Source organism: Mesorhizobium sp. RCAM 05104, assembly GCF_059683645.1.
In genome coordinates, this window is sequence record NZ_CM185033.1 from 2,158,600 (window position 1) to 2,183,938 (window position 25,339).

At 61.5% G+C, this 25,339-nt stretch carries 31 protein-coding genes, 1 tRNA gene and 1 pseudogene; 20 read left to right on the forward strand and 13 right to left on the reverse strand.

Annotated features, from left to right (window positions below; genetic code table 11):
• Positions 1-15 precede the first annotated feature (15 nt).
• Genes AC56QP_RS10700 through AC56QP_RS10710 form a run of 3 tightly spaced genes read right to left on the reverse strand, consistent with a single transcriptional unit; the run spans position 16 to position 3,419 of the window.
• Entirely contained in the window at positions 16-1,410 is a 1,395-nt protein-coding gene (locus AC56QP_RS10700) for an NAD(P)/FAD-dependent oxidoreductase (RefSeq protein WP_489859739.1), read from the reverse strand.
• 45 nt (positions 1,411-1,455) lie between these two features.
• On the reverse strand, positions 1,456-2,613 hold the full coding sequence (locus AC56QP_RS10705; RefSeq protein WP_489859738.1) for a patatin-like phospholipase family protein: 1,158 nt from the start codon (positions 2,611-2,613) through the stop codon (positions 1,456-1,458).
• Positions 2,614-2,636: 23 nt separating this feature from the next.
• The gene (locus AC56QP_RS10710; protein ID WP_489859737.1) at positions 2,637-3,419 is read right to left on the reverse strand and encodes a 3-hydroxybutyrate dehydrogenase; all 783 of its coding nucleotides are present in this window, start codon (positions 3,417-3,419) and stop codon (positions 2,637-2,639) included.
• 285 nt (positions 3,420-3,704) lie between these two features.
• Here AC56QP_RS10710 and AC56QP_RS10715 point away from each other — a divergent pair, with 285 nt between their 5' ends.
• Complete coding sequence (locus tag AC56QP_RS10715) at positions 3,705-4,616, forward strand: LysR family transcriptional regulator (RefSeq protein ID WP_497100563.1); 912 nt, start codon at positions 3,705-3,707, stop codon at positions 4,614-4,616.
• A gap of 65 nt (positions 4,617-4,681) precedes the next feature.
• Here AC56QP_RS10715 and AC56QP_RS10720 read toward each other — a convergent pair whose 3' ends face one another.
• The 6 genes and pseudogenes from AC56QP_RS10720 to AC56QP_RS10745 all read right to left on the reverse strand — a co-directional run bounded on the left by AC56QP_RS10720 (position 4,682) and on the right by AC56QP_RS10745 (position 9,037).
• The gene (locus tag AC56QP_RS10720; RefSeq protein WP_489859736.1) at positions 4,682-5,146 is read right to left on the reverse strand and encodes a DUF302 domain-containing protein; all 465 of its coding nucleotides are present in this window, start codon (positions 5,144-5,146) and stop codon (positions 4,682-4,684) included.
• 44 nt (positions 5,147-5,190) lie between these two features.
• Positions 5,191-6,394: pseudogene (locus tag AC56QP_RS10725) on the reverse strand (MFS transporter).
• 89 nt (positions 6,395-6,483) lie between these two features.
• Entirely contained in the window at positions 6,484-6,966 is a 483-nt protein-coding gene (locus AC56QP_RS10730) for a cupin domain-containing protein (RefSeq protein ID WP_489859734.1), read from the reverse strand.
• A 193-nt stretch (positions 6,967-7,159) separates the two neighbouring features.
• The gene (locus AC56QP_RS10735) at positions 7,160-8,074 is read right to left on the reverse strand and encodes a LysR family transcriptional regulator (protein WP_256754528.1); all 915 of its coding nucleotides are present in this window, start codon (positions 8,072-8,074) and stop codon (positions 7,160-7,162) included.
• A gap of 233 nt (positions 8,075-8,307) precedes the next feature.
• Entirely contained in the window at positions 8,308-8,583 is a 276-nt protein-coding gene (locus tag AC56QP_RS10740; protein ID WP_091579974.1) for a hypothetical protein, read from the reverse strand.
• Between the two features lie 193 nt (positions 8,584-8,776).
• A complete protein-coding gene (locus AC56QP_RS10745; protein WP_489859733.1) occupies positions 8,777-9,037 on the reverse strand; it encodes a hypothetical protein in 261 nt (86 codons plus the stop codon).
• 58 nt (positions 9,038-9,095) lie between these two features.
• Here AC56QP_RS10745 and AC56QP_RS10750 point away from each other — a divergent pair, with 58 nt between their 5' ends.
• From AC56QP_RS10750 to AC56QP_RS10775, 6 genes are all read left to right on the forward strand, one after another.
• Entirely contained in the window at positions 9,096-10,145 is a 1,050-nt protein-coding gene (locus AC56QP_RS10750; protein WP_497109038.1) for a patatin-like phospholipase family protein, read from the forward strand.
• A gap of 231 nt (positions 10,146-10,376) precedes the next feature.
• Positions 10,377-10,646: a BufA1 family periplasmic bufferin-type metallophore gene (locus AC56QP_RS10755; protein WP_091579966.1), complete on the forward strand. Its 270-nt coding sequence runs from the start codon at positions 10,377-10,379 to the stop codon at positions 10,644-10,646.
• A gap of 42 nt (positions 10,647-10,688) precedes the next feature.
• Positions 10,689-11,720, forward strand: coding sequence for an MNIO family bufferin maturase (gene bufB, locus AC56QP_RS10760; RefSeq protein WP_489859731.1), 1,032 nt, complete (start codon positions 10,689-10,691; stop codon positions 11,718-11,720).
• Complete coding sequence (locus AC56QP_RS10765) at positions 11,707-12,492, forward strand: HvfC/BufC family peptide modification chaperone (RefSeq protein WP_489859730.1); 786 nt, start codon at positions 11,707-11,709, stop codon at positions 12,490-12,492. The genes bufB and AC56QP_RS10765 overlap by 14 nt, the downstream gene beginning before the upstream one ends.
• Before the next feature lie 11 nt (positions 12,493-12,503).
• Positions 12,504-12,980 (forward strand): DoxX family protein, encoded by a 477-nt coding sequence (locus AC56QP_RS10770; protein ID WP_489859729.1) that lies wholly within the window; start codon positions 12,504-12,506, stop codon positions 12,978-12,980.
• Complete coding sequence (locus tag AC56QP_RS10775; protein WP_489859728.1) at positions 12,943-13,713, forward strand: NAD(P)H-dependent oxidoreductase; 771 nt, start codon at positions 12,943-12,945, stop codon at positions 13,711-13,713. Before AC56QP_RS10770 ends, AC56QP_RS10775 begins: the two co-directional genes overlap by 38 nt.
• A 189-nt stretch (positions 13,714-13,902) precedes the next feature.
• Here the strand turns inward: AC56QP_RS10775 and AC56QP_RS10780 are convergent, their stop codons facing one another.
• The 3 genes from AC56QP_RS10780 to AC56QP_RS10790 form a co-directional block, all read right to left on the reverse strand.
• Complete coding sequence (locus tag AC56QP_RS10780) at positions 13,903-14,898, reverse strand: alpha/beta fold hydrolase (RefSeq protein WP_489859727.1); 996 nt, start codon at positions 14,896-14,898, stop codon at positions 13,903-13,905.
• Positions 14,899-15,093: 195 nt separating this feature from the next.
• Positions 15,094-15,744: a CGNR zinc finger domain-containing protein gene (locus AC56QP_RS10785; protein WP_489859726.1), complete on the reverse strand. Its 651-nt coding sequence runs from the start codon at positions 15,742-15,744 to the stop codon at positions 15,094-15,096.
• A gap of 92 nt (positions 15,745-15,836) precedes the next feature.
• Positions 15,837-16,751, reverse strand: coding sequence for a LysR family transcriptional regulator (locus AC56QP_RS10790; RefSeq protein ID WP_489859725.1), 915 nt, complete (start codon positions 16,749-16,751; stop codon positions 15,837-15,839).
• 118 nt (positions 16,752-16,869) lie between these two features.
• Here AC56QP_RS10790 and AC56QP_RS10795 point away from each other — a divergent pair, with 118 nt between their 5' ends.
• From AC56QP_RS10795 to AC56QP_RS10810, 4 genes are all read left to right on the forward strand, one after another.
• On the forward strand, positions 16,870-17,415 hold the full coding sequence (locus tag AC56QP_RS10795; protein ID WP_489859724.1) for a carboxymuconolactone decarboxylase family protein: 546 nt from the start codon (positions 16,870-16,872) through the stop codon (positions 17,413-17,415).
• A gap of 160 nt (positions 17,416-17,575) precedes the next feature.
• Positions 17,576-18,142, forward strand: coding sequence for a DoxX family protein (locus AC56QP_RS10800; protein WP_489859723.1), 567 nt, complete (start codon positions 17,576-17,578; stop codon positions 18,140-18,142).
• Positions 18,139-18,579: a GNAT family N-acetyltransferase gene (locus AC56QP_RS10805; protein WP_489859722.1), complete on the forward strand. Its 441-nt coding sequence runs from the start codon at positions 18,139-18,141 to the stop codon at positions 18,577-18,579. The genes AC56QP_RS10800 and AC56QP_RS10805 overlap by 4 nt, the downstream gene beginning before the upstream one ends.
• Positions 18,576-19,103, forward strand: a complete 528-nt coding sequence (locus AC56QP_RS10810) for a GNAT family N-acetyltransferase (RefSeq protein WP_497100562.1) — start codon at positions 18,576-18,578, stop codon at positions 19,101-19,103. Before AC56QP_RS10805 ends, AC56QP_RS10810 begins: the two co-directional genes overlap by 4 nt.
• A 182-nt stretch (positions 19,104-19,285) precedes the next feature.
• Here AC56QP_RS10810 and AC56QP_RS10815 read toward each other — a convergent pair.
• Positions 19,286-19,360: transfer RNA gene (locus AC56QP_RS10815), tRNA-Thr, on the reverse strand.
• Positions 19,361-19,485: 125 nt separating this feature from the next.
• Between AC56QP_RS10815 and AC56QP_RS10820 the strand changes: the two genes are divergently transcribed.
• The 9 genes from AC56QP_RS10820 (at position 19,486) to yacG (ending at position 25,339) form a co-directional block, all read left to right on the forward strand.
• On the forward strand, positions 19,486-19,722 hold the full coding sequence (locus AC56QP_RS10820) for a hypothetical protein (protein WP_489859720.1): 237 nt from the start codon (positions 19,486-19,488) through the stop codon (positions 19,720-19,722).
• A 129-nt stretch (positions 19,723-19,851) separates the two neighbouring features.
• Positions 19,852-21,144, forward strand: coding sequence for a UDP-N-acetylglucosamine 1-carboxyvinyltransferase (murA, locus tag AC56QP_RS10825; RefSeq protein ID WP_091579916.1), 1,293 nt, complete (start codon positions 19,852-19,854; stop codon positions 21,142-21,144).
• Positions 21,145-21,503: 359 nt separating this feature from the next.
• A complete protein-coding gene (locus AC56QP_RS10830; protein ID WP_489859719.1) occupies positions 21,504-21,938 on the forward strand; it encodes a DUF2948 family protein in 435 nt (144 codons plus the stop codon).
• 7 nt (positions 21,939-21,945) lie between these two features.
• A complete protein-coding gene (gene hisD / locus AC56QP_RS10835) occupies positions 21,946-23,238 on the forward strand; it encodes a histidinol dehydrogenase (RefSeq protein ID WP_489859718.1) in 1,293 nt (430 codons plus the stop codon).
• A gap of 6 nt (positions 23,239-23,244) precedes the next feature.
• Positions 23,245-23,730: a UPF0262 family protein gene (locus AC56QP_RS10840; protein ID WP_091579908.1), complete on the forward strand. Its 486-nt coding sequence runs from the start codon at positions 23,245-23,247 to the stop codon at positions 23,728-23,730.
• 47 nt (positions 23,731-23,777) lie between these two features.
• Complete coding sequence (locus AC56QP_RS10845; protein ID WP_244529646.1) at positions 23,778-24,188, forward strand: arsenate-mycothiol transferase ArsC; 411 nt, start codon at positions 23,778-23,780, stop codon at positions 24,186-24,188.
• Between the two features lie 87 nt (positions 24,189-24,275).
• Positions 24,276-24,494, forward strand: coding sequence for a translation initiation factor IF-1 (gene infA, locus AC56QP_RS10850; protein WP_006200926.1), 219 nt, complete (start codon positions 24,276-24,278; stop codon positions 24,492-24,494).
• 21 nt (positions 24,495-24,515) lie between these two features.
• Positions 24,516-25,145: a Maf-like protein gene (locus tag AC56QP_RS10855; protein WP_489859717.1), complete on the forward strand. Its 630-nt coding sequence runs from the start codon at positions 24,516-24,518 to the stop codon at positions 25,143-25,145.
• Positions 25,142-25,339: a DNA gyrase inhibitor YacG gene (gene yacG / locus AC56QP_RS10860; protein ID WP_091579900.1), complete on the forward strand. Its 198-nt coding sequence runs from the start codon at positions 25,142-25,144 to the stop codon at positions 25,337-25,339. The genes AC56QP_RS10855 and yacG overlap by 4 nt, the downstream gene beginning before the upstream one ends.

Here is a 25,339-nt window from a genome sequence, read left to right on the forward strand (position 1 = left end):
ACCGCCTGTATATGTTCAATGAAGCTTGATCCGAGGCCTGGTGCGCCTCGCGACCATCTCGCCAATCGAGTCCAGGGCGGTTTTCACTAGGCCGTGCACCGCCTTGAGATGCAACTTGTAGAGAGAGCGATACATCAGCCGCGCGAGCAGACCTTCGATCTTCAGACCGCCGATCAGGCTGCCAAACGAGCCGTAGTCGGCGAGTGAAACAAGGGATCCGTAATCGCGGTAGCGGAAAGCCGGTGCGGCCCGTCCCACCAGACGCGCCGCAATCACCTTGACGAGGTGATCAGCCTGCTGGTGGGCCGTCTGGGCGCGCGGTGGCAATGGGTTGTCATCGCCGGGCAGAACACAGCTTGCGCAGTCGCCGATCGCAAACACGTTTTCGTCCCCTCTGGCTTGCAGTGTCTCATCCACGACCAGGCGGTTGATGCTGTCTGTTTCGAGGCCATCAAGCTTTTTCAGGAAATCCGGGGCCTTGATCCCAGCGGACCAGACAACGAGTTCGGCAGGCACAAACAATTTCTCACCAAGCCTGATGCCTTCCTCGGTCACTTCGGTGACCCTGATCCCGCACCGTATCTGGACCCCCAGATCAACAAGCAGACGTGCTGAAGCGCGTGCCAGGTGTTCCGGCAAAGCCGGCAAGATGCGCGGCCCTGCCTCAACGACGGTGATGCGGATCAGCCTTTCAAAATCGATGTTGTCGAGGTTGTGCGATGCGATCTCCCGCATCGACTTGTGCAATTCCGCAGCCAGTTCGACGCCGGTGGCCCCCGCGCCAACGATGACGCAATGGAGTTGGCCCGGCGACAGTTGCTGGTATTGCGCATTGGCGCGCAGGCACGCGTCTATCATGCGCTTGTTGAACCGGGCGGCCTGTTCGGCCGTATCGAGCGCGATTGCATGGCGAGCCGCCCCTGGCGTGCCGAAGTCGTTGCTGACACTGCCTACGGCCAGCACCAGCGTGTCATAGCCCAGCACACGCGGCGGGATGATCTGCTTGCCATCGTCGTCGAAGCTTGGCGCGACAAAGACCTGGCGCCTGGAGCGATCAATACCGACAACTTCACCGATGCGATATCGATAGTGGTGGCGGCTGGCATGGGCGATGTATTCCACCGAATCGCTCGACGCGCTCAGGGCGCCGGATGCCACCTCGTGGAGAAGCGGTTTCCAGATGTGGGTGCGATTGCGGTCGACGAGCGTGACGGAAAGTCGCCGTTTGCCGAACTTGCGGCCAAGGCGCGTTGCCAATTCCAGTCCGCCCGCGCCGCCACCGACGATGACCACGCGATGAAGCGAACTGTCCGCATGCGATGGAGTTTCCGGTATCGCGCGGAAAAGCGCGGCGTTGTTGGCGAGCACGGCTTCTGGAACCAGCCGCATTCCCGGAGTGATGATCTGCATCTGTATTTTCCGCCTGTTTGCTCGGCCGCGCCGCGCGCGAACAATTCACTCTTGCGATTCGTGGATGACGATGCCCTGCAGCATGTCGACGTCGCATTCCCAGGGCTTCTCCGCGAGGACGCGCTGCCCATGCTCGTATCCCGCCTGCCAGCGTGTGCGGATGCCTGAGCGGGTGAAGTCGATGTCCTTGGTGTGGTCCTCGCCGTCGAGGCGTGGTGAAAGCAGCCGAACAAGGTGCATGACCGAGGGACAGCCATAGGACGCGAGTTCCTTGAACATCGGATCCTCGCGCCGCTCGTCGGGAACCAGCCTTCCCATTTCGCGCACGACGTGGCGCAGACGATGCAGTTGCTCCTGCCGCGCCACGTGGCTCCGGCCCCGGCTGGCGTATTGAAGGTCCTTCTGCCGCCCCATGACCTGCCAGATCGATTTCGGCTCGGTGGCGCGGGGCTGCCACATGTTCACGGCAAAGATCAGCGCGTCGCGCCGCGGACGCGCGTCCAGCACGACCTCGATCGGCGTATTCGAATAGATGCCGCCATCCCAATAGGGCTCGCCGTCGATACAGACCGCCGGAAACGCCGGCGGCAAGGCGCCTGATGCCATGATATGCGCCGCTGACAGCGTCATCTCACGGGTGTCGAAGTATTTCAGTTCGCTGGTGTTGACGTTGACCGCCCCGACTGTCAGCCGCGTAAGGCGCCGGTTGAGATAGTCGAAGTCGATCAGTTCATTCAGCGTCCTCTTGAGAGGATCGGTGGTGTAGTAGGAGGCGTTCTCGACACCCACTTCGCGGTTCACCCCAAACATGGCACTTGGGTTCGGCTCAAAGAAGCCGGGTATGCCGCGCATCACCGTGCCCATATTGGCAAAGATGTTGCTTGGAACCATCATCCGGAAGAACTCGTCGAGGGGACTGCTCCGGCTGACGCTGTCCCAGAATTCCTGAAGCCTCGACAACCGATCCTTCGGCTCGTTTCCCGCGATCAGCGCCGCGTTGATGGCGCCGATCGACGTGCCGATGACCCAATCTGGTTCAATCCCACCTTCGACGAGCGCCTCGTAGACACCGGCCTGGTAGGCTCCGAGGGCACCACCACCCTGCAGCACCAATACGGTCTGGCGCTGGACCGAACCATCAGCCTGATGGCCGATATCTGGCACAGGGTCCGAAGCTGCGGGATTTCTAGTGATCTTGTTCATGGCCTTGCTCCTCGTTGCCGGATTCAATGGGCTGTCCAGCCGCCTTCGATTGGCATGATGGCGCCGGTGATCGATGCCGCATCGTCTGAAGCCAGGAACAGGCAGAGCGCCGCAACCTGGGCAACGGTCACAAACTGCTTGGTCGGTTGGGCGGCCAGTAGCACATCCTTGATCACCTGCTGTTCGGTGATCCCACGGGCCTTGGCCGTGTCCGGTATCTGCTTCTCGACAAGCGGGGTCAGCACATATCCGGGACAAACCGCATTGACGGTGATGCCCTGCTCGGCAACCTCCAGCGCGACTGTCTTGGTCAAGCCGGCAACCCCGTGCTTGGCGGCGACGTAGGCGGATTTGTAGGGCGAGGCGACAAGGGCGTGGGCCGAGGCGACATTGATGATGCGACCCCATTTGCGTGCTTTCATCGCCTGCAAGGCGCGCCGGATCGTGTAGAACGACGACATCAGATCGATCGCCACGACCGCTTCCCATTTCTCGATCGGAAAGTCGTCGATCGGCGCGACATGCTGAATGCCGGCATTGTTGACGAGGATGTCGACCGCGCCGAACTCGGCAATAGCCTTGTCCATCATCGCGGTGATCGCATCGCCCCTGCTCATGTCCGCATTGTCGTAGCGAACCATCACCTTATGGTCGGCGGCAAGTCTCGCGCGCAGGAGCTCGATCTCATCGGCATCGCCGAAGCCGTTCAGAACGATGTTGCAGCCCTTGGCCGCGAAGGCTTCGGCGATGCCTTGGCCGATGCCGCTGGTCGAGCCGGTAATCAGTGCTGTCTTCCCTCTGAGCATCGTCGTTTCCTTCGGTTGGGGCCGCGGGCCGAATTGGCCGACAAGCGGCTGCTAGCAACGGGCTTCCGCGCCTAGGTCTCGAGTTCTGGACCAAGTATGGCGAGGGGCTCGAAGCGGCGGAAATGCCGTTGAGACATGGATTCGATAGCCGACGGTCAGATTCATCAGCTCGATGCCGGCGAAGCCTTCCAACGGGCGCCTTGGCTTGTTTGACGTCGGGGCAACTAGTAAGATCACGCCGCAACGCGCGTTGTGCCGTATGCATGCCCGCTGGGGGAGCGTGCAGTGGAAATCAGCCAGGTCAGATATTTCTTGGCCGTCGCGAAGGAATTGAACTTCACCCGGGCGGCGGAGGAGTGCAACGTCACGCAGCCGGCGCTTTCACGCGCCATCAAGCTGCTCGAGGACGAATTTGGCGGCGCGCTTTTTCATCGGGAGCGACGCTTCACCCACCTCACGGAGCTCGGCCGCATGGTCGAGACCTATCTAGAGGGTGTTTTCGAGAACTCTCGCCAGGCAAAGCAGATAGCCGAGCAGTATGTGCATATGAAGAAGACCCCGCTCAGGGTCGGCATCATGAGCACCATAGCTCCGGACGAGATTATCGAACTCATCTCGTCCGTCCGCGCCCATCATCCGGGCGTGGAGCTTCATCTTTGTGACGCCGACGCGCCGAGTTTGCGGCGGCGACTGCTCGAGGGTGATCTCGAGGCCGCCATCTACGCATTGCCGTCGAACGTGCCCGACGAAGAAGTCCACTCCCTGCCGCTCTTTCGCGAGCAGATGGTGATGGCCGTCCATCTGACACATCGCCTCGCCAACCAGCGCAGTGTGCGAGTGAAGGACATGAGCAATGAAAGCTACATCCACCGCAACAACTGTGAATTTGCCGGCTATGCCGATGCCATTCTTTCCGAGCAGGGCGTCACCGTCAGCCCTGTTTACTGGAGCGATCGGGACGATTGGACGCTCGCGATGATCGCTGCCGGACTTGGTTTCGGTTTCATGCCCGAGCATACCGCCAAGCATCCAGGAGTGGTGGCCTTGCCGATCACCGATCCGGAATTCTGGCGCGAGGTCAATCTCGTCACCGTGCGCGGCCGCAGGCATTCGCCAGCGGTTGGCGCGCTGGTGCGCGAGGCCACGCAGAAGAGGTGGTTCGGCGAGCGAGCGAAGGCCTTGTCCGCCGCCGAGTAGGCTTGCCGCGACAAGTGACCGGCGTCGCATAGCTGGGCGGCGGGTCTCCGATACATCATTCGTGCTCAGTTCTTTTTGATCGTCGAGGTGACGGATTGGATGACTTCGGTCGCCATCTTGAACTGCGCCTCGCGGTCGGTGATGCCATGCCGTTTGGCGATCCAGTCGAAATCGCTATAGGCGGCAAAAACAGTACCATCCGCGGTCTGGTAGACCAGGACACGCACCGGCCAATCAAGTCCGGCTTCCGGATTTGACGAGATGAAGGTCGTGCCCAGTGCCGGATTGCCAAACATCACCAGCCGCGACGGCCTGACATCGTTGCCTGCATCCTTACCAAGCTTTGCCTGGTCGATGACGCCGAAGAACTTGATGCCTTTCTTCAGAACATCCTTCTTGATGCGGGCGACGGTTTCGGCGACGGAATAGTCGCTCTTCACAGTGACGACACCGTCCGAAGCGACGGCTGGGAGAACGATCGCCATCAATATGGCGCCGCTGGCGATCAATGTTTTCAGGGTGTTGGTCATCTCAGTCTCCTTTGTTGGATGGTTAAATTCTAAGTCGTCAGGTCTCATGCCTTTGGAGTCTGCAGCACACGGGCGATCACGATCGCGCCGGTGAGAACGAGCGCGAGCAAGGCCACACATGCGGTCCAACTGATCCGGTCGTAGACCTGTCCGATGACGAAGCTGCCGGCGAGCCCGCCCGCATAATAGGACGCAAGGTAGATGCCGCTTGCGGCGGCGCGGTCGCGCGAGGCAGTTCGGCTGACATGTCCTGTCGCTATCGCCTGCGCCAGGAAGGTGCCAATGGCGACCAGGGCCATCCCGCCGAGAACAATGGGAAGGCGGTTGGTGAGCAGCAAAAGCAAACCCAGGATCGCGAGCGCAAGCGTTGCGCCAATGCCCATCCTTGGGCCGAGGCCCGTAGCGACGCGCCCAGCGAGCGGCGTGGTCAGCATGGAAGGCAGAAAGACGAAATACACCAGCCCCAGCGCCATCGGCGACAGTGATAACGGAGTGGCGACGAGCTGGAAGTTCACATAGGTGAAAGTGCCGATGAAGACGAAAAGGATCAGGAAGCCTATCGCGAAACAGGCGCGCAGCTCGGCGTTGCCCAGCGGGCCCTTCCAGGCCGCGCGGGCAGATCTCGCCTACCGCATTGGCACGCATCATTGCGGATGTCTTCTGCAGCGTGAACCAGACAAGAGCAGCACCAATCAGATTGAGGGCGGCGAAGGTCAGGAAGTTGGTGGAGATGCCGAACGTATCGGCGACGGCTGCCGACATGAGCCGCCCGAAAAAATTGCTGGCGACATTGCCTGTCACATAGGCCGCAAGCGCACTCGTCGTCTGCCCCATGGAAAAATGCTCGGCGAGATAGGCCATCGTCAGCGTGAATGCGGTCGACATGCACAAGCCCTGGACGACACGCAGCAAAGCGAAGACCACGATACTGTCGGTCTGCGATAAAAGCGTCGTCGGGATCGCCAGCACCGCAAGGCTGATCCAGATGCCATTGCGGCGATCGAGGTTTCTGCCGAAGAGCGCAACCGCGACGCCCGCCACCGCCATGCCGAAGGTGCTGGCGTTGACGGCAAAGCCCATCGTCGCGCGGCTGACGCCGAATTTGATCACCAGCGAAGGCAGGATGGCCTGGGTGGCGAACAGATCGACAAGCGTGAGAAAGGCGATCAGGGCAATCAGGCCGAAGCGCCAGCTGTCTGCGGCAACCATGCGGAGCCGCGTCGGTTCAGTCTGCTCACTGGTCGTCATGACAGGGCTCCGTGTCACACGTCCCCAGGCGACCGCCTGAGGACGTACTTTCAGTTGCTGAAGCTGGACTGCTCACCGCGAAGCGCGGGTTACATCATGTGGTCGTCGTGCATTGCCGGCGGCAGGACGTCGGCCGAATAGAGCACCGCGGGCACCTTGCCGTTGTTCTTCCACCAATGGGCGAGCTGGCCGAACTCGGCGGTGACGTCGCCTGCCGGATGCTCGATGCCGACCTTGCAGGTGCTGCGATATTCGGTGATCGATCCTTCGACGATCAGGATGTTGGCCGGGCGAAGGTTGTGTTCATGCCACGGCACAACACCGCCGGGCTGAACGACGAGCTTGCGCAAACGCAGCATGTTGCCTTTCCACGCTTCGCCCTTGCTGCTCAGATCGATCGCGGAGAGAACCGTGTCGACAACGCCAACCGGCTTGCTGGGATGTTCCTGGATGTCGGTCGTTGCCGCCTGACCGGCAGGGCAGTCGCCTGCGAAGGCCGGAGCCGCCGAAAATGCGGCAGTTGCGGCCAGCAGCCCGACCGCAAACGCGAGGTTGAGTTTCTTGGTAGCCATCTTGTATTTCTCCTTTGTCGGTGCCCAAACGCCGGAGGCGGGGCATGGGAAGGAGAGTGATCGGAGCAGCAGGAAAAGAGAAATGCTGACTGGCTCTCAAATCGATACCTGAAAACTATCGTGGATCACTGCAGCCGTGCGAGGGCGCGTGACACTATATGTCTCGCGGCACCGGATCTTCTTCGATTTTGCTTCAGGCCGCGGTCCTGCGGATCGCTTGAGGGATGGCGCTTTCCGGCCAGCCATGCGCCTTGACGCTGTTGACGAAGGCCGATGCCGCTGGCGAGAACCTGCGCCCCGCGACGACGACCAGGGACACTTCCCGCCATACTTCGGGATCGATGACGGGCCGCACCTGCAAGCCCGGGATCACGGCGCTGAACTCCGGGATGAAGCAGATTCCCAGTCCGCCTGAAACCATGTTCTGGATCCAGTCCTCCCGTTCGCTGGCGTAGGAGATCCTGAGCTTCACGCCGCGATCGGTGCACAGTCCGGCGAGGTGATCGCGATACTCACAGTTGAGCCGCCTGAGATAGTTTTCACCGTCGAGCTCGGAGATGGCGACGTTGTCGTTGCGAGCCAGCCGATGGCCGTTCGGAAAGGCCAGGACAAAACGTTCGCGATAAAGCGGGGTCACATCGAACCGGTCTGGAAAGCTGTTGCTCGACGCCATGATGGCGACGTCGATTTCCCCTGATTCAAGCAGTTGGGACAGCGACGCCGGCACACCCTCGACCAGTTGAAGCTGGATGCCTTGCTGACGTCGGTTGAAGTCGGCCAGCAGGCCCGTAAAGCGGCGCGGACCAATGGTGCACATGACGCCAACCTTGAGGTTGGCGTTTTCCAGGCACAAGAACCTCGACGCTTCCTGTCGCACACCGGTCAGCTCGTCGAGTATCTGCTGGAAACGCGGTCGCAGCAGCACGCCCAAGTCGGTCAGATGCGTCAGGTTTCGTTCACGGCGAAACAGCAGGCCGCCAACCTCGTCCTCGAGTTGCTGGATGGCGCGCGACAGTGCCGGTTGGGTGACATTGCACTTTTCGCCAGCGCGCGTGAAGTTGCGCGTCTCGCACACGGCAAGGAAGTAGCGGATGTGATGAATGTCCATGCCGATTTGTCCCAAAGTCCGAGGCTTTTCGTTGCTTCGGAGCCTGCCGCAACGCTTGTCTCGGCGCCAATGCACAGCGGCTATAAAGTCGATAGCGGTCCGTCATGGTCACGAGAATCGCGCATTGCGGACATCGTGTGCGGCGTGGCACTGGGACGTCGCCAAGAACATGATGGCGAGCAAGCTGCTCGCCATCATGTTTGTGCCGGTGTTGTCCGGGGCGGCGGGGCGGTTTAGTTGGCGCCGCCGAGCGCCTGCAGATTGGCGCAGAATTCGGCGTGCGGCTTGCTCATCGCCGCATCCTGGCATTCCTTCATCATTGCGCCCTGCTTGTCCTTCGCCATCGCGTCCCAGGCGGCCTTGAATTCAGCCTTGGGCTTCATCGTCTTCATGCTGGCGTCCGTGAAGAAGGGCTGCATGTTGGACGGCTCGTCCAGCGCGCCGGCGAACGCAACGCCGCCGAGAACGGAAAGTGCAAAGGCGCCGAGGCAGATAGCTTTGATATTCATGGTATGATCCTTCTCTGGAGTTGAGCAATCGTCCCATCGACGACTGCAGTAATTATCGGCAGCAATTTAAAACTGTGCGGTTCCTCCTTGCCGAGATGGACTTTGCTGCAATCTGCGTGGGAGTTGCCAATGCCATCTGCGTATGGAGTTTATGCCGGTTCTGCATCCAGCCACTGGTGGCCTGGACTTGCGGCTAGTTGGCGCCGCCGAGCGCCAGCACGTTTGCGCAGAACGGCGCATGTGCCTTGCTCATCGCCGGGTCGTTGCATGCCTTCCTCATTGCAGCCCGATCTTTCTTTGGCGTGGCGCGCCAAGCCTTCTTGAACTCGGCCATCGGCTTCATCGTTTTCATCCCGGCATCTGTGTAGAACGACGGGAAAGATGCCAGATTGCTGAGGGGGTCGGCGGATGCGCCTCCTGCAAGAAAGCCGAGAGCAATCGCCCCCAGATACATGGTTCGTATTCTCATGGTGCGTTCCTTTGGCTGTTGAACGATTGCCCAGACGACCGTCGTGGTGCTGGCCAGAGCGACCAACCACGATTGCTCACCTGGCTGGCAAAACCTTGCGGCGCACATGCGATGGCGGCCAATGCAATCTGCCTATGGAGTTCATGCCACCTTGGCATTTCGCCAACAGCGGATGATGCGGCAGTCTCTTCGTCAAACGCCTGGCTGGCGTTTTGGGATGGAGACCAAGAAGATGCATATCCAGACCGCAATCGAAACCGACAGACCCGTCATTGCCGATGCAAGACCTGCGATGGACGACCGGCAAGTCGTCGATATCGTCCTGGCAAGCGACGCACATGGCGCCTTCGTTTGGGGCGTGCTCGACCGTATGCTGGATGAGCCTGGCCTCTGCTTCGGCAACATCACAGCGTCCGGGCTCGGCGCGATGGAGGCTGCGGTCCTGGCTTATGGCATGGCCTTGGGTGGTCGGCGTGGCGCGCGCACGGCGCTCGCCAACTTCTGGCGACGTGTCGGTCACGCATCGATGTTCGCAGCCGATCCAGCCAATCTCCTGAGATCGATGCTGGAACAGTCAATAGACATTGCGGAGATCCGCAAGAAGAGCTGCCCTGTGAAAATTAGCATTCTCGCTTCGAATGCTCGCACCGATGCCGTCAAGATCTTCACTGGCGACCAATTGTCGATCGACGCGATCCTGGCGGCGGCCACAATCCCGTTCCTCTTCCCGGCCGTGGAGATCGACGGCGACACCTATTGGGGCGACGGCGACCTGTCGGCTTTGCCTCCGGCCCAGCCGGCTGAAGCTGGCCATCGGCTGGCCGTTACCGGCAAGCCCGCATTGTTCATGACGCCCTGCGCGGATCGCCGCCTCCCCGCCAATCATCGTGCGATCAAGTGCACGCCGATCCACACCATCTTCGACAGTCTGCACCGGGCCGGCGCATCGCTGTTCACAAGGCCCTGGACCGACTGGGGTGAGCTGACCGACATGCGCGACAGGGGGCGGCAACGGGCAGAAGACTGGCTTCTGGCCGCTCATCTCTGCCTGGACGAACGCTTCTCCTCCGACTGCAAAGACAGATACTTCTAGGCGCCTCCCTCTCGCCTAGCCGCGCCTGCTTCGCCCCGCTCACGACTGCAGGCGCCAAGCCCTCCGGTTCCCCGCCGGAGGGCTTTTGCTTGGGAGGGGCTTCAACATAGTGACCGCGTATCAAATCCATGCCGAGACAGCATTTCAGCTCGGGCGTCTGATCGGGGACACTGCTTGCAGACAGGCCGCATGGTCAGTCGTTCCCTCGAAAACCAACCAGGAGACACGCCCGTGATCAACACCAGGACCCTCATCGGATCGGCCCTCGCGGCCGCCACATCACTGGCCGCGACAGCGGCCTATAGCGGCCCGGCCGCGCAGCCGAACTTCGCCTTCGAGAAGTGCTACGGCGTCGTCAAGGCTGGCCAGAACGACTGCCAGACCGCGACGCATTCATGCGCCGGCACCTCCACCGCCGACAACCAGCCGGATTCGTGGCTCTACGTGCCCGCAGGCAGCTGCGCGAAGATCGCTGGGGGCAGCGACAAGCCGAAAGCCTGAGCAACCCTGACTTCGAGCCAACCTCCAGAATGGAGCAGACCGATGACCCGTGCGTTTCAGTCCCTCTCGATTCCCGCTGCCGCGGGCATCGGTCTTCGCTCGCCGCATATCAAAGAAATGCTCTCGCGGCGGCCTTCCGCAGGTTGGCTCGAAGTGCATGCCGAGAACTACATGGGGGACGGCGCCGGCGTCGACGCGTTGGAAAAGCTGCGCGAAACCTACCCACTGTCGGTTCACGGCGTTGGCCTGTCCCTTGGCAGTGCAAGGGGCGTGGATCACGACCATCTCCAAAGGCTGCGCAAGGTCTGCGAGCGTTTCCAGCCGGATCTGGTTTCGGAGCATCTCGCCTGGAGCGTCGCGGACGGCGCCTACCTGAACGATCTGCTGCCGCTGCGCTATGACGAAGAGGCGCTGGCGATCGTCGCGCGCAATGTCGAGACCGTCCAGGACGCGCTGAAGCGCCGTGTGCTGATCGAAAATCTCTCCGCCTATATCGCCTTTGCGGACTCCTCGATGAACGAGGCAGAATTCCTGGCCGAACTCGTCGAACGGACCGGCTGTGGCTTGCTGCTGGATGTCAACAATGTCCAGGTCTCGGCACACAACCTCCAATATGATGCAGAAGCCTTTATCGACACGTTGCCGGCTGATTCCATTGGCGAAATCCACCTTGCCGGACATGCCACCAATCAGGTCGGGGCCGACACCGTGCTCATCGACGATCATGGCTCACGCGTGCCACCAGTCGTCTGGGCGCTCTACCAGCATGCCATAAGCCGGCTCGGACCGCGCCCTACCCTGATCGAATGGGACACCGACGTTCCCGTTCTCGATGTGCTGCTCGGCGAAGCGATGTGGGCCGACATGCTCTCCGCTTCGATCATGTTCAACCGCAAGCAGGCCGCGAGACAAACGGCGGCCGCCAAACCCCGGCCAAAGTCCACACTGGTTTCCTTCGAAAGCGAGGAGAGGAGAGGCATGCCCGTGCTTGCGGCATTTGCCGCCGCCAAGGCGGGTCCGGCCATGCCGTTAGCGTTGCCCCCAATACAAGGAGGATATCATGCTGCCGCTTGAACACCTGCAGACCTCCATGGCGCGCTCGGTGCTGGCCATCGAGCCATTGATCGCCGCAAAGATGTTGACCGCCGGCAAGGCTGATCCTTTGGCCCGCCTGCGTATCTATCAGAACAACACCCGCGGTTCGCTCACCGCGGTGCTGATGGCGGTGTTCCCCGTCACGGTTCGCCTTGTCGACGAACGGTTCTTCCGTTTCGTGGCCAGCGAGTTCATTCGACGACATCCGCCCGTGGAGTCGCGACTGGCGCGCTATGGCGCCGGCTTCCCGCGCTTCCTGAAGACAATCGACACGCTTTCCGACATGCCGATCGTGGCGGAAACGGCACGTCTCGAATGGACCATTGCCGAAGCGCTCGACGCGGCTTGGCTGCCGCCGCGGACCCTCGCTGAATATGACAGCACCAATCTCGGACCTTCCCCGGATATCGTGCTGCAGCCATCTCTGCGGCTGATCGTTTCGCACTGGTCGATCCTGTCCGTTTGGACGGCGCACCAGCAAGAGGCGGCGATCGACCAGCACAGTGCCTGGACAAGACGCCCTCAGCGCGTGGCGTTGTGGCGGGCCGGGGATAGCGTTCGTCTGGTTCTTCTCGACCGTGCGAATTTCGCGTTCCGGCATTCACTCAAGCACGGCCTCGGCCTGGAACACGCCACAAGCCGTGCACTCGCTCTCGATCCGGCGTTCGATCTCGTGTCCGCGCTCGTGCGTCTGTTCGGCGACGGGCTCGTTACGGATGTGCGGATCCCTAGGCATCCCCTCTCAAACTGATGGAGACAGTCATGACCGCGATACCAGAATATTCCTCGTCCGCCCGGGCAGGCCTTATCGGCCTCTACAGGCGCGTCATCAAGCTACCCGACCGCATTCCGTTTTCGCTGATCCAACTCGCCGCCCGCATCTCGATATCGCATGTCTTCTGGCAGTCCGCTCAAACGAAGCTGGCATCCTGGCCGGTCACGCTGCAGCTGTTTGCCAACGAATACAATCTGCCCTTTATCGATCCGTCGATCGCGGCGCCGCTGGCGACGACCGCCGAGATCACGGGGTCGGTCCTGCTTTTCCTGGGGCTATTCTCTCGCCTCGGCGCGCTGATGCTGCTCGGTGTCGTATCGGTAATCCAGATCTTCGTTTTCCCGGAGAACTGGGCCGAGCATCTGCTGTGGGCCTCGCTGTTGCTGCTCGTGCTGACCCGGGGCGCCGGCGTCTTCTCGCTCGACTATGTCGCTGAGCGGACCTTTTCAGCGTCTGGAAAATGAACATCTCGACCAGCAGGGAAGCACGGTGCGCATTTTCATCGTTCACGCCCACCCGGAGCCCAACAGCTTCAACGGCGCCCTAACCCGCGCGGCGCAGGATGCACTGTCCGCGGCGGGGCACAAGGTCGTTATCTCCGATCTCTATGCCATGAGCTTCAATCCGGTATCAGATCGGCGCAACTTCACGACCATTCGAGACGCGAACTACTACCGCCAGCAGTCTGAGGAGGCGAATGCGACTGCCCACGACGGATTCGCTCCAGACATCCAGGCCGAGATGGACAAGCTTTTCTGGTGCGACGCCTTGATCCTGCAGTTTCCGCTCTGGTGGTTCGGGCTGCCGGCGATCCTCAAGGGCTGGGTTGACCGAGTGTTCGCGTCGGGTGGCCGCATCTATGGCGGCGGCAAATGGTATGATCGCGGCGTCCTGGCAGGAAAGCGCGCGATGTGTTCCGTCACAATCGGCGGGCCTCCGCCGATCTATTCCAACCGCGGACTAAACGGCCCAATCGCCGAGATCCTGTTCCCAATCAACCACGGGATGCTCTACTTTGTCGGCTTCACCGTGATCGAGCCATTCCTCGTGCATGCACCGGCGCGCATCAGCGAAAGCGAGCGCCTGCAGTGCCTCGTTCGTTACCGCGAACGCGTCCTCGGGCTCCTGTGTGCCCCGACGATCGCGTATCCGAAGCTTGCCGACTTCGACGACACCTATGTCTTGAAATCGATGTGAATGAAGCCTCGTGCGGTTGACCGGGACAGAGCGCCGTATTCAGGCTGTGGCCGTCGGGGCCAGCACGTCCCGCTCTTGCGTCAAACCATCCTGGGACTGGCTGGCCGGAACATCCGCGGCTCCGCGTTTGGTGGAGGAACATGGGGCGCGGCGCTCCGACAAATGCATCGGAGCGCCGCCTCAAGTCGATCAATTGATCTTCGGCAATCGCGATAGGAACTCGAGCGAGGTTGCGGCGATCTCGTCACCATAGGTTTCGAGCGCGAAATGACCAGCGTCGTAGAGATGCACTTCTGCACCCGGAACCAGCCCCTTGAGATAGTCCACGCCCTTCAGCGTGAAATATGGGTCGTTCCTGCCCCAGACGATGAGGAGTGGCGGCTGTGCCGATTTCAGAAACTTACCCCACTCAGGATAGAGAGCGACGTTGGTCTGGTAGTCGTGGAAATACTGGAGTTGGATGTCGACATTGCCCGGCCGGTCGAGGCCCGCCTGATCGACGGTCCAAGCATCGGGCGACAGTTTGTCCGGCCGCGTGGTGCCGTGCGTGTATTCGAATTTCGTGGCATCGGGCGTGAGAATGTCGCGGATTGGCTTTTCCGTCTCTGCGTTGCGTTTCACCCAGAAAGGCGAGAGCTGCTTCACCACGTCAGGGTTCCAGCCTTCGACGTTTGCGACTGCGTTCTGTATGATCAGGCCACGCAAACGCTCCGGATGCTTGACCGCCAGCCGGAAGCCGACGGGGCCACCATAGTCCTGCATGAAGAGCACATAGTTCTTCGCGCCGACCGCCTGCGTAAAGTGGTCGACGATGTCGGCCACCGCACCAAACGTATAGGCAAAATGGTCAAGTGTTGGTGCCGAACTATAGCCAAAACCTGGATAGTCCGGCGCGATGACCCGGTAGTGTGCCGCGAGCCTGGGGATCAGGTTGCGATACATGTGCGAGGAAGAGGGAAAGCCGTGCAGCAGCAAGACGACTGGCGCGTCCTTTGGCCCGGCCTCGCGATAGAAGATGTCGAGCCCATCCACCTTCACCGTCTTCGAAAGCGTCTCGACATTGGCCGCTTGCCCCGCAAAGACGGATGGAATCGAAGCCACTGCAGCGAGTAGCGCGCCGATCAAGCCGCCGCGCCAGGAGCGGGAAAGGGCGGAACTGCCCGGGAGAGATGACGTCTGGAACATGTTGCGAACCTTGTAACCGTTAATTTTACGTTTTAATGGTGTCGAACTTATCGAAACCTGTCAACGTAATTTTTAGCGGTTACAAAAGGGGCGCGTCACGATACCGTGACACGGCACCCGGTGCGCGATTGCCCGTTTGTTTCTCGGATGGCTCTGACGGAGCCAGCTCACAGCTTAATGAGAGTCGATTGGACCCTAGTCGCAGACGAGCTTCCTCGCGCGGTGCGTCTTGACCTTGTGGCGGTTGCCACACAGGGCCATGGAACACCAGCGCCGGGTCGCGTTGCGGGCGGTGTCGTAGAAAGCCAGCGTGCAGTCCGGCCCGCTGCAGTGGCGCAGACGATGTGGTTCGAAATCAGCGGCAAAGTCGGCAAAATCCTGCGCGATAGCAGCCAGCGCATCATTGCCACCCGTGGTCGCGGCCGCAATGGCCAGCACGCCGTCGCGAATCTGGAGTTGCTTGCGGACCGCAACCTCTCCCAGATGCCGGTTGACGGCGTCGATAGCTTGCTGGGGCGGCCTGGTTTGCCGGATCATCTGCGCCAACAGGGTCGCCAGGGCCGTGCGCAGGTCACGCGCTGGTCCGACGTCCGGCGCTTCCCCTGTTGCCGCTGGCGGCAAGCCCGCGGCCGCAATCCAACGGCGCCACCCGTCGGGCGTTTCAAGGAAATCGCCCATTGTTGCGGTCGCCGAATTGACGAAGTCGATCCAGAGCCTGCCTCCAACGAAGGGCATACCGTCGCGAAGTTCGCCAATCATTTGCTCACCCATTTTCGGCTCTTTTCCAATCATTTCAGCAGTAGCAATTTGTAACCCTTTAATAAGTGTTAGAATGGTGTCGAACAAGGCCACACTGGACTTATCAGCACCATCCGCGGCTCGACCGCGGAGCCTTCACCCCGGCGAGATCACCTTGTGCATCAATGACGGATTGGGCATCAGTCATGCTTCGGCGGCAGAAGGGCTTTGCGCAAACGCGGGGCCACAAAATCAAGAAAGGATCGCATCTTGAGGGGCAAAAGCCCCTGACCTGCATGGAGAAGGCTGACCGGCATGGGTTCCGGCTCGAACCCTTCAAGAACGGCCACCAGCTTTCCTTGCTCGATCGCCTTTGCCGCTTGATAGGAGAGCACCCTAGTGACACCTACACCTGCCACGGCCGCGTCGATCGCAGCTTCCGCGGTATTCACTGAAAGACGTGAGCGGATGGCTACGGTCTGCTCGGCATTCGAGCCTGGCGTGGCAAAACTCCAGGATGTGGCGGACGCCAGGACATCGAAGGTGACGCAAGAGACCGCGGAAAGATCGGCCGGCGCCTTTGGCAAGCCATGGTCAGCAAAATAGGCCGGACTGCCGCAGACAACACGACGCACGGATCCTACCCGCGTCGCCACCATGCTGCTGTCCGGCAAAGGGCCAATTCGAACGGCCATATCGACATGGTCGTCGATGAGATTCACATTGCGGTCCGACAGCACCAACCGCACGTTGATGTCCGGAAAGTGCGAGAGGAAATCATTTATCGCCGGTAGCACATGCAGTCGTCCGAATACGACGGGAGCCGTAATGATCAGATCGCCCTTTGGCGCGTTGTATTCGCCGGATGCGGTTCGCTCCGCCTCGCCCACCTGCTCCAGGATTCGCTTGCAGGCGGCGACATAGGCGGCTCCGCTATCGGTCAGGATAAGTCGGCGTGTCGATCGGACGAGCAAGCGGGTGTGGAGATAGGCCTCCAATTCCGCAACCTTGCGACTGATGGTTGGAAGAGGTGTTCCGAGTTTGCGCCCTGCCGCCGACAGACTGCCGGTTTCGACGGCGGCGATCAAAATCGACATGGCTTCGAGACGGTCCATGGGGCATCACCTTCCGAATAATGAGAGGTTGTATCTTGTGTGCATCCAATACTCTCGCATAGCGGAAGATAATAGACAGATCCTGTCGCACCGACATCATCGAACAGGAGAGATATGAATGTCCCGCATTGCCATCCCAACCCGCGAAGCAGCCCCGGTCGCCTCGCAACCCATTCTCGACGCCGTGAACAAGCAGCTTGGCGTCGTTCCCGGCCTCTTCCGCCTCGTTTCGATAAGCCCTGCAGCCCTGGCGGGCATGACCAGCTTGTCCGGTGCTCTCACCAGAGCATTGGACGTAAAGACCCGCGAGCGCATTGCATTGGCCGTTGCCCAGGTGAACGGTTGCGATTACTGCCTATCTGCTCATACCTATCTCGGTCTCAACCTGGCAAAGATCAGTGCCGAGGAGATTGCGCTCAACCGCAAGGGCGCATCGGGCGATCCGAAGGCTGACGCGGCGGTGCGTTTCGCGGCCAGGGTGGCGGAGACCCGCGGCAAGGTAAAGGACGCTGACATTGCCGCCGTGAAACTGGCTGGCTTCACCGAGGCTCAAGTCATCGAGATTGTCGCCGTCGTAGCCGAGAACTTCCTGACCAATCTCATCAACAATGTTGCCGAGACCGATATCGACTTTCCCGTCGTTCGCGCCGCCGAAGCCGCCTGATCGGCCACGCTTCCATCACTACGCCCGGTCTACCGTGTGAGATTGGCCGGGCGATTTTGGTTCTGCTCTCGCCGGGCCATTCCCAAGCGGGGATAACGTTGCTGTGAGGCCGTAACGGTCAGTCACCCTGGACGAATAACAGACTGTCACTCGGTCCGTCATGTCGGGCTTTTTCAGGTGGTGCCCAACTTCAGGCACACCGCACACAGAAGAGGGTATGCCGGCAATGCATTTCCGTAGACTTGTCTCAAGAACCACACTCTCCTCATCCAGCGCTGCCGCCGGATGGGCGCCATTGCCGATAAGGTTGATCGTGGGCCTTGGCTTTCTGGTCCATGGCTACGCCAAACTCAGCAGGGGACCGGAAAGCTTTGGCGTGGTGCTTCAGACTCTGGGAGTTCCCGTGCCGCAATTGCTGGCATGGCTGACGACGCTGGTTGAACTTGTCGGCGGCGGTGCCGTGCTGGCGGGCGTGTTTATTCCGCTCGTCAGCGTGCCGATGGCGATCGTGCTTTTGACGGCATTGTTCACGGTCCATTCCCAATATGGATTCTTCTCGGTGAAGTTTGCCGAAGTGACGTCGGCAGGAATCCGATTCGGGCCCGTCGGCTACGAGATCATCCTGCTTTACCTGGCCGGCCTTGCAACGCTTGCGGTCGGCGGTCCTGGCCGTTTATCGCTTGAGACGGTCTTGCCTCGACCCAAGGTAACCGAGCGATCGAGATGACCACCCTTGCCCAGCCCAAGCACGATCTTTCGGCGATTGAAATCGACGCCATCGAAGACAGGATCTACGCCTACAACCGGGATGCCGTAGGGCGCGATGACGCCCAGGGCCTTGGTTTTGTGATCCGCGACGAGGTGGGCCGCATCGTCGGCGTTGCGACAGGATATTCCTGGGCAGGCACATCCGAACTCAAACAGATGTGGATCGATGAGGCGTATCGGGGACGCGGCTATGCGCGAGAGTTGTTGAACGCCTTCGCCGCCGAGGCTGCCATTCGAGGCGTTCGGCGGATTTGGGTGCAGAGCCATGACTTCCAGGCGCCAGGAATGTATGAAAAAGCGGGTTTCGTGCGTGTAGCCAAATTTGCGGATTGGCCCGAGGGACACTCCAACGTCATTCTCTGCAGAACCTTGGAAGCCACGACGGCAACTCCATGACCACCATTCGAATGGCGCAAGAAGCTGACGCGGAAGCACTACCCGATATCGAGCAGTCGGCTGGTGAGGCTTACCGTGAAATTGCAGAGCTTGCCTGGATCGCCGATGACGACAACCAGACCGTTGAGCGCCACCGTGAACTCATCGCCAAGGGCAAGTGCTGGGTTGCGGTGGAGCATGACGACCAGCCGGTCGCGTTCCTCAGCGCGGAGATCCACGACGACACATTACACATCTGGGAACTTGCCGTGCGCCTTGATCGCCAGCGCTCTGGTATTGGACGCGCCTTACTCGAAAAAGCAATCGAGCATGCGAGGGAGCGCCGCCTTGCCGCGCTCACCCTGACGACGTTCCGGGATGTAATCTGGAACGCTCCGTTCTACCAGAAGCTGGGGTTTCTGATGCTGGACGATGCGCAAGCGGGAGAGCGGCTTCGCCAAGTGCTACGCCGAGAGGTCGAACACGGAATGCCAGCAAGCCGACGTTGCGCCATGCGCCTCGTTCTAAACGAGGTTTCCCCCTGATCGGAGAGCTTTTGTCGATGCTCGCCCAAGGGTCACTTGCCATCACAAGCCAAGCCAAGCACTCGCAGTGACAGGCCCTTTACACATCTTAAAATGTCCCGCCTCGTCACCCTTTAATCAGCGCGGCGCAGAACTCACACTCTATGCCGAGGCCCACGCTTAGCGATTTCAAGGGGATAGACTGGTGCTGCGAGAGAGGATTGAACTCTCGACCTCTCCCTTACCAAGGGAGTGCTCTACCACTGAGCTACCGCAGCCGCCGATGGCGGGGCTTCTGCCATATCGAACCGGCAAGCGCAAGGCCAAGAACCACGCATCTGTGAAAGCCTTTGCCGGATACCTTTTAATGACATGGCTGTGCCACAATGTTGGCTATGCCTGAATGGCGGGCTGGCCGAGCGCCGGCCGGGGCGGGATGATGAGCGAGAAGACAATACCACCGAAAAAGGGCGGCACGGACCGCAAGGACCGGCTCGCCGAGCAATTGCGCGCCAATCTGCAGAAGCGCAAGGCGCAATCGCGCTCGCGCCGCAGTGGCGACGCCGACAAGCGGCGCGCCGGGGAAGCAGACCAGCGGGCGGATGGGTTGGGCGCATCGAAGGAAATGCAAGAAGATTAACTCAAATCGGCCACGCTTGGCCGGGGGTGGTCGAAATCCTAATTCTTGAACCAGACCGGCCAATGGTCTAGACGGGCCGATACTCAAACGATTGAACCGGCCTTTCTTGGCCGAGAGGGACGTTCTTCCATGGATCGCATCAGAATTGTCGGCGGCAACAAGCTCGCCGGAAGCATTCCGATCTCGGGCGCGAAAAATGCGGCCCTGCCCCTGATGATCGCCTCGCTTCTGACCGACGATACGCTAACGCTGGAAAACGTGCCGCATCTGGCCGATGTCGAGCAATTGATCCGCATTCTCGGCAATCACGGCGTCGACTATTCGGTCAATGGCCGCCGCGAGAAACAGAATGAGGGCTATTCGCGCACCATCAATTTCTCCGCCCGCAACATCGTCGACACGACAGCGCCCTACGAGCTAGTGTCGAAAATGCGCGCGTCGTTCTGGGTGATCGGCCCGCTGCTTGCCCGCATGGGCGAAGCCAAGGTTTCGCTGCCCGGCGGTTGCGCCATCGGCACGCGCCCGGTCGATCTGTTCCTCGAAGGCCTGCAGGCGCTGGGCGCCGACATCGACGTCGACACCGGCTATGTCATCGCCAAGACCAGGAATGGCCGGCTCGTCGGCAATCGCTATGTGTTCCCGAAAGTCTCGGTCGGCGCCACCCATGTGCTGATGATGGCGGCGTCGCTGGCCAAGGGCGAGACGGTGCTGGAAAACGCCGCCTGCGAGCCCGAGATCGTCAACCTTGCCGAGTGCCTCAACGCCATGGGCGCGAAGATTTATGGTGCTGGCACGCCGACCATCACCATCGACGGTGTCGAATCACTGTCGGGCGCCCGCGTCAGGGTGATCCCCGACCGCATCGAGACCGGCACTTATGCCATGGCGGTGGCGATGACCGGGGGCGACGTCGTGCTCGAAGGCGCGCGGCCAGAGTTGTTGCAGACCGCGCTGGACGTGATTTCGCAGACCGGCGCCGAGATCACGCAGACCAATTCCGGCATTCGTGTGAAGCGCAACGGCGCCGGCATTTCGCCGGTGGACGTGACGACGGCGCCGTTCCCGGGCTTTCCGACCGACCTGCAGGCGCAGTTCATGGGCCTGATGACCATGGCCAAGGGCAAGTCGCGCATCACCGAAACGATCTTCGAGAACCGCTTCATGCATGTGCAGGAGCTGGCCCGGCTCGGCGCTCACATCACGTTGTCCGGCCAGACGGCGATCGTCGACGGCGTGCCGAAGCTCAAGGGCGCGCCGGTCATGGCGACCGATCTTCGCGCCTCGGTGTCGCTGGTCATCGCCGGTCTCGCCGCGGAAGGCGAGACCACGGTCAACCGGGTCTACCATCTCGACCGCGGTTTCGAACGGCTGGAGGAAAAGCTGTCCAATTGCGGTGCGGTGATCGAGCGGATTTCGGCTTAACAATCGCTTCCGACAAGGACCAATCGCCGAAGTCAGCGCTGCCGCTCATCTGCCTGCCGGCATCTTCTCCCCGTATAGTGACGGGGAAAAGGGGTGACCGCAATGTCGGCTCGCTTTCTGCAACGCCCGGATATTGGCGAAATCCTCGGTGAAGGTGTCCTTCTCCCCCACTATACGGGGAGAAGTGCCGGCAGGGCGATGAGGGGCAGCGCCAACCGAAGTTATTTGTGCGGTTGCAGGGGCCGACAAGACGGCAAATTTCCTGCCTGAGCATGATCTTTTCCGAAAACCGGTTTCCACTTTTCGGGATCATGCTCTAACAGAAAGCTGAACAGTCAACTTTCAGGTGCGAAATCCGCATGAATGCCCTCAAGCTTATCGCACTCGACGATCAGGACCTGAGCATCGTCTCGGCCCATGTCCAGGACGCTGTGATGAAGGTCAGTGACCTCGAATACCTGCCTTCGGCCAAGCGTTTCGTGCTGACCATGAACCGCTTCGTCTGGGAGGCCAAGACCGGCCTGTTTCGCCAGCACAATGAGCGGCGGCAGGCGGTGCTGCATTTCGACCGGGTGCTCGGCGCCAAGACCAACGGGATTCCTCGGGACAAGCCCGCCGAAATCCTGTCGCTGCTGGCGATCAGCTTCATCGAGATCAGCAAGCCGGCCGGCATCGTCGAACTGATCTTCTCGGGTGGCGGCACCATCATGCTCGATGTCGAGTGCATCGAGGCCCGCCTTGCCGATATCGGCGGCGCCTGGGAAGCCACGTCGCGTCCCGTCCACAAGGCTTGAGCGTCCGATGGCTATCACGCTTCGTCAGTCCGACGCCGATTTCGAGCAGCGTTTCGCCGCCTTCCTCCTGACCAAGCGGGAAGTGTCGGCCGATGTCGACGCCGCGGTGCGCGACATCATCGCGCGCGTGCGCGCCGAGGGCGACGCGGCCCTGATCGACTACTCCAGGAGATTCGACCGCGTCGACCTGGAAAACGTCGGCATTGCCGTATCGAAGGACGAGATCGCCAACGCCTATGATGGCGCCGATGCCCGGACGATCGAAGCGCTCAAATTCGCGCGCGACCGTATCCGCGCCTATCATGAGCGACAGCTGCCGAAGGACGATCGCTACACCGATGCCGCCGGGGTCGAGCTTGGCTGGCGCTGGACGGCGATCGAGGCCGTCGGGCTCTACGTGCCGGGCGGCACGGCAAGCTATCCGAGTTCGGTGCTGATGAACGCCATACCGGCCAAGGTTGCCGGCGTCGAACGCATCGCGATGTGCGTACCGGCCTCGGGCGGCGCCATACCACCGCTGGTGCTGGTCGCGGCCGACATCGCGGGCGTTTCCGAGATCTATCGTGTCGGCGGCGCGCAGGCGATTGCCGCCCTTGCCCATGGCACCGGAACGATCAAGCCGGTGGCCAAGATCGTTGGCCCCGGCAATGCCTATGTCGCGGCGGCCAAGCGCCAGGTGTTCGGCACCGTCGGCATCGACATGATCGCCGGGCCGTCGGAAGTGCTTGTCGTGGCGGACGGCAGCAACGATCCGGACTGGATCGCCGCCGACCTGCTGGCCCAGGCCGAGCACGATGCGTCGGCGCAGTCGATCCTGATCACCGACGATCCGGCTTTCGGCTCGGCCGTCGAACAAGCGGTCGAGCGTCAGCTGCAAAGCCTGTCGCGCGGCGAGACGGCGGCCCGGAGCTGGCGCGATTTCGGCGCGATCATCCTGGTGCCGACGATCGAGGCGTCGCTGCCGCTGGTCGACCGCATCGCCGCCGAGCATGTCGAACTCGCCATCGACGATGCCGAGGGCTTCCTGTCGCGGATGCGCAATGCCGGTGCCGTCTTTCTCGGCCGCCATACGCCGGAAGCCATCGGCGACTATGTCGGCGGCTCCAACCACGTGTTGCCGACGGCACGCTCGGCGCGCTTCTCGTCGGGCTTGTCCGTCCTCGACTTCGTCAAGCGCACCTCCATCCTCAAGCTTGGACCGGAGCAGCTGCGCATTTTGGCGCCGGCGGCGATCGCACTGGCCAAGGCGGAAGGCCTTGACGCGCACGGACGCTCCGTCGCCATACGGTTGAACATGTAGGCCATTATGTCGGACTACGATCGAACCCGCGCCAGGCTGATCGATGTCGAACTCGACGAATCGATCGGCCGCTCGACGCCCGATGTCGAGCACGAACGCGCGGTGGCGATCTTCGACCTGATCGAGGAGAACAGCTTCCAGCCCGTCAATGACAGTGGCGCCGGCCCCTACCGGCTGAAACTGTCGCTGGCCGAGCAGCGCCTCGTCTTTGCCGTGTCGCGCGAGGACGGCACTCCGGTCGTCACCCACATCCTGTCGCTGACGCCGCTGCGGCGCATCGTCAAGGACTACTACATGATCTGCGAAAGCTACTATGACGCCATCCGCTCCTCGACGCCGAGCCATATCGAGGCGATCGACATGGGGCGCCGCGGTTTGCACAATGAGGGCTCGCAGACACTGATGGACCGGCTGGCCGGCAAGATCGACATCGACTTCGACACGGCGCGCCGGCTGTTCACGCTGGTCTGCGTGCTGCATTGGCGGGGCTAGTCCTGGCACCCGGCGCCCTGCCTCGCTCTATCCTGTTCGTGTGCGGCATGAATGCCGTGCGCTCCCCGATGGCGGAGCAGCTGGCGCGCCGGATGCTGCCCGCCACCATCTTCGTCGCCTCGGCCGGCGTTCGCGCCGGCGAGCGCGACCCGTTCGTCGATGCGGTGCTCGCCGAGGAGGGCCTGTCGCTGGGCGAGCGTCACCCAAGGACGATGGACGATCTCGAGGACGACTATTTCGACCTCATCGTCACGCTGGCGCCGGAAGCGCACCACGCCGCGCTCGAGCTCACCCGCTCGCTCGCCGTCGAAGTCGAATACTGGCCAACGCCGGACCCGACCAATGCCGGCGGCACGCGCGAACAGATCATGGCAAGTTATCGCGACGTACGCGAGCGGCTGAAGTTGCGCATAGGTCGACGTTTTTTGCTTCCAGAGGCTAAAAACGCGACGGATTAAGCGTGTTCACAAGCGCACGATTATCATATAGGTTCCGCCGAAATTCCGGCCGGCGCGCTGGAACTGCCATCCAAGCAAAGGTATCGAATGCCGAAGGAAGAAGTCCTCGAGTTTCCGGGTGTCGTGACGGAATTGCTGCCCAACGCGATGTTCCGGGTCAAGCTCGAAAACGAACACGAAATCATCGCCCATACGGCCGGCCGCATGCGCAAGAACCGCATCCGCGTGCTGACCGGCGACAAGGTCCTGGTCGAGATGACGCCATACGACCTGACCAAGGGCCGCATCACCTATCGTTTCAAGTAAGCGAAGCCCGGCCGGACCGCGATGAGCATTTTGCAGAAGCTCGTGCTTGCCTCGGGTTCGCCGCGCCGGATCGAACTGCTGCAGCAGGCCGGCATCGAGCCCGATCGCGTGCTGCCGGCCGATGTCGACGAGACGCCGCTGCGCGCCGAGCATCCGCGCTCGCTGGCCAAGCGGCTATCGAAGGAAAAGGCCGAGAAGGCGTTCGCATCGTTGAAGGCCGAAGCCGACTATGCGCCAAGCTTCGTGCTGGCCGCCGACACGGTGGTCGCGGTCGGGCGGCGCATCCTGCCCAAGGCCGAAACCCTCGACGACGCCGCCAACTGCCTCGGGCTGTTGTCCGGCCGCTCGCACCGGGTCTATTCCGGCATCTGCCTGATCACGCCCGGTGGCAAATTGCGCCAGCGGCTGGTCGAGACGCGGGTGCGCTTCAAGCGGCTGCCGCGCGAGGAGATCGACGCCTATGTCGCCTCTGGTGAATGGCGCGGCAAGGCCGGCGGCTACGCCGTCCAGGGTCTCGCCGGCTCGTTCGTCGTCAAGATGGTCGGCTCCTACACCAACATCGTCGGCCTGCCGCTCTATGAGACAGTGGCGCTGTTGAGCGGCGAGGGTTTCAAGGTGCATGGCGGCTGGCTGGCGGGAATCCGGCCATGAGTTCCGACCCCAAGGTCACGCCCCTGCGCCCAAAGCGCCCCTGCCCCGAATGCGGCAAGCCGTCGGCGCGCGACACCTTTCCGTTCTGCTCGACACGCTGCAAGGACATCGACCTCAACCGCTGGCTGAAGGGCGCCTATGTCATCAGCGCCCGCGACGACGAGGAAGAGCCGGACAACGACGGCCCGAAGTAG

Coding starts and splice junctions, on each gene's coding strand:
- AC56QP_RS10700 (WP_489859739.1), bottom strand. CDS start 1,410: ATGCAGATCATCACTCCGGGAATGCGGCTGGTTCCAGAAGCCGTGCTC.
- AC56QP_RS10705 (WP_489859738.1), bottom strand. CDS start 2,613: ATGAACAAGATCACTAGAAATCCCGCAGCTTCGGACCCTGTGCCAGAT.
- AC56QP_RS10710 (WP_489859737.1), bottom strand. CDS start 3,419: ATGCTCAGAGGGAAGACAGCACTGATTACCGGCTCGACCAGCGGCATC.
- AC56QP_RS10720 (WP_489859736.1), bottom strand. CDS start 5,146: ATGACCAACACCCTGAAAACATTGATCGCCAGCGGCGCCATATTGATG.
- AC56QP_RS10730 (WP_489859734.1), bottom strand. CDS start 6,966: ATGGCTACCAAGAAACTCAACCTCGCGTTTGCGGTCGGGCTGCTGGCC.
- AC56QP_RS10735 (WP_256754528.1), bottom strand. CDS start 8,074: ATGGACATTCATCACATCCGCTACTTCCTTGCCGTGTGCGAGACGCGC.
- AC56QP_RS10740 (WP_091579974.1), bottom strand. CDS start 8,583: ATGAATATCAAAGCTATCTGCCTCGGCGCCTTTGCACTTTCCGTTCTC.
- AC56QP_RS10745 (WP_489859733.1), bottom strand. CDS start 9,037: ATGTATCTGGGGGCGATTGCTCTCGGCTTTCTTGCAGGAGGCGCATCC.
- bufB (WP_489859731.1), top strand. CDS start 10,689: ATGACCCGTGCGTTTCAGTCCCTCTCGATTCCCGCTGCCGCGGGCATC.
- AC56QP_RS10765 (WP_489859730.1), top strand. CDS start 11,707: ATGCTGCCGCTTGAACACCTGCAGACCTCCATGGCGCGCTCGGTGCTG.
- AC56QP_RS10770 (WP_489859729.1), top strand. CDS start 12,504: ATGACCGCGATACCAGAATATTCCTCGTCCGCCCGGGCAGGCCTTATC.
- AC56QP_RS10775 (WP_489859728.1), top strand. CDS start 12,943: ATGTCGCTGAGCGGACCTTTTCAGCGTCTGGAAAATGAACATCTCGAC.
- AC56QP_RS10780 (WP_489859727.1), bottom strand. CDS start 14,898: ATGTTCCAGACGTCATCTCTCCCGGGCAGTTCCGCCCTTTCCCGCTCC.
- AC56QP_RS10790 (WP_489859725.1), bottom strand. CDS start 16,751: ATGGACCGTCTCGAAGCCATGTCGATTTTGATCGCCGCCGTCGAAACC.
- AC56QP_RS10795 (WP_489859724.1), top strand. CDS start 16,870: ATGTCCCGCATTGCCATCCCAACCCGCGAAGCAGCCCCGGTCGCCTCG.
- AC56QP_RS10800 (WP_489859723.1), top strand. CDS start 17,576: ATGTCGGGCTTTTTCAGGTGGTGCCCAACTTCAGGCACACCGCACACA.
- AC56QP_RS10805 (WP_489859722.1), top strand. CDS start 18,139: ATGACCACCCTTGCCCAGCCCAAGCACGATCTTTCGGCGATTGAAATC.
- AC56QP_RS10810 (WP_497100562.1), top strand. CDS start 18,576: ATGACCACCATTCGAATGGCGCAAGAAGCTGACGCGGAAGCACTACCC.
- AC56QP_RS10820 (WP_489859720.1), top strand. CDS start 19,486: ATGGCGGGCTGGCCGAGCGCCGGCCGGGGCGGGATGATGAGCGAGAAG.
- murA (WP_091579916.1), top strand. CDS start 19,852: ATGGATCGCATCAGAATTGTCGGCGGCAACAAGCTCGCCGGAAGCATT.
- AC56QP_RS10830 (WP_489859719.1), top strand. CDS start 21,504: ATGAATGCCCTCAAGCTTATCGCACTCGACGATCAGGACCTGAGCATC.
- hisD (WP_489859718.1), top strand. CDS start 21,946: ATGGCTATCACGCTTCGTCAGTCCGACGCCGATTTCGAGCAGCGTTTC.
- AC56QP_RS10840 (WP_091579908.1), top strand. CDS start 23,245: ATGTCGGACTACGATCGAACCCGCGCCAGGCTGATCGATGTCGAACTC.
- AC56QP_RS10845 (WP_244529646.1), top strand. CDS start 23,778: ATGAATGCCGTGCGCTCCCCGATGGCGGAGCAGCTGGCGCGCCGGATG.
- infA (WP_006200926.1), top strand. CDS start 24,276: ATGCCGAAGGAAGAAGTCCTCGAGTTTCCGGGTGTCGTGACGGAATTG.
- AC56QP_RS10855 (WP_489859717.1), top strand. CDS start 24,516: ATGAGCATTTTGCAGAAGCTCGTGCTTGCCTCGGGTTCGCCGCGCCGG.
- yacG (WP_091579900.1), top strand. CDS start 25,142: ATGAGTTCCGACCCCAAGGTCACGCCCCTGCGCCCAAAGCGCCCCTGC.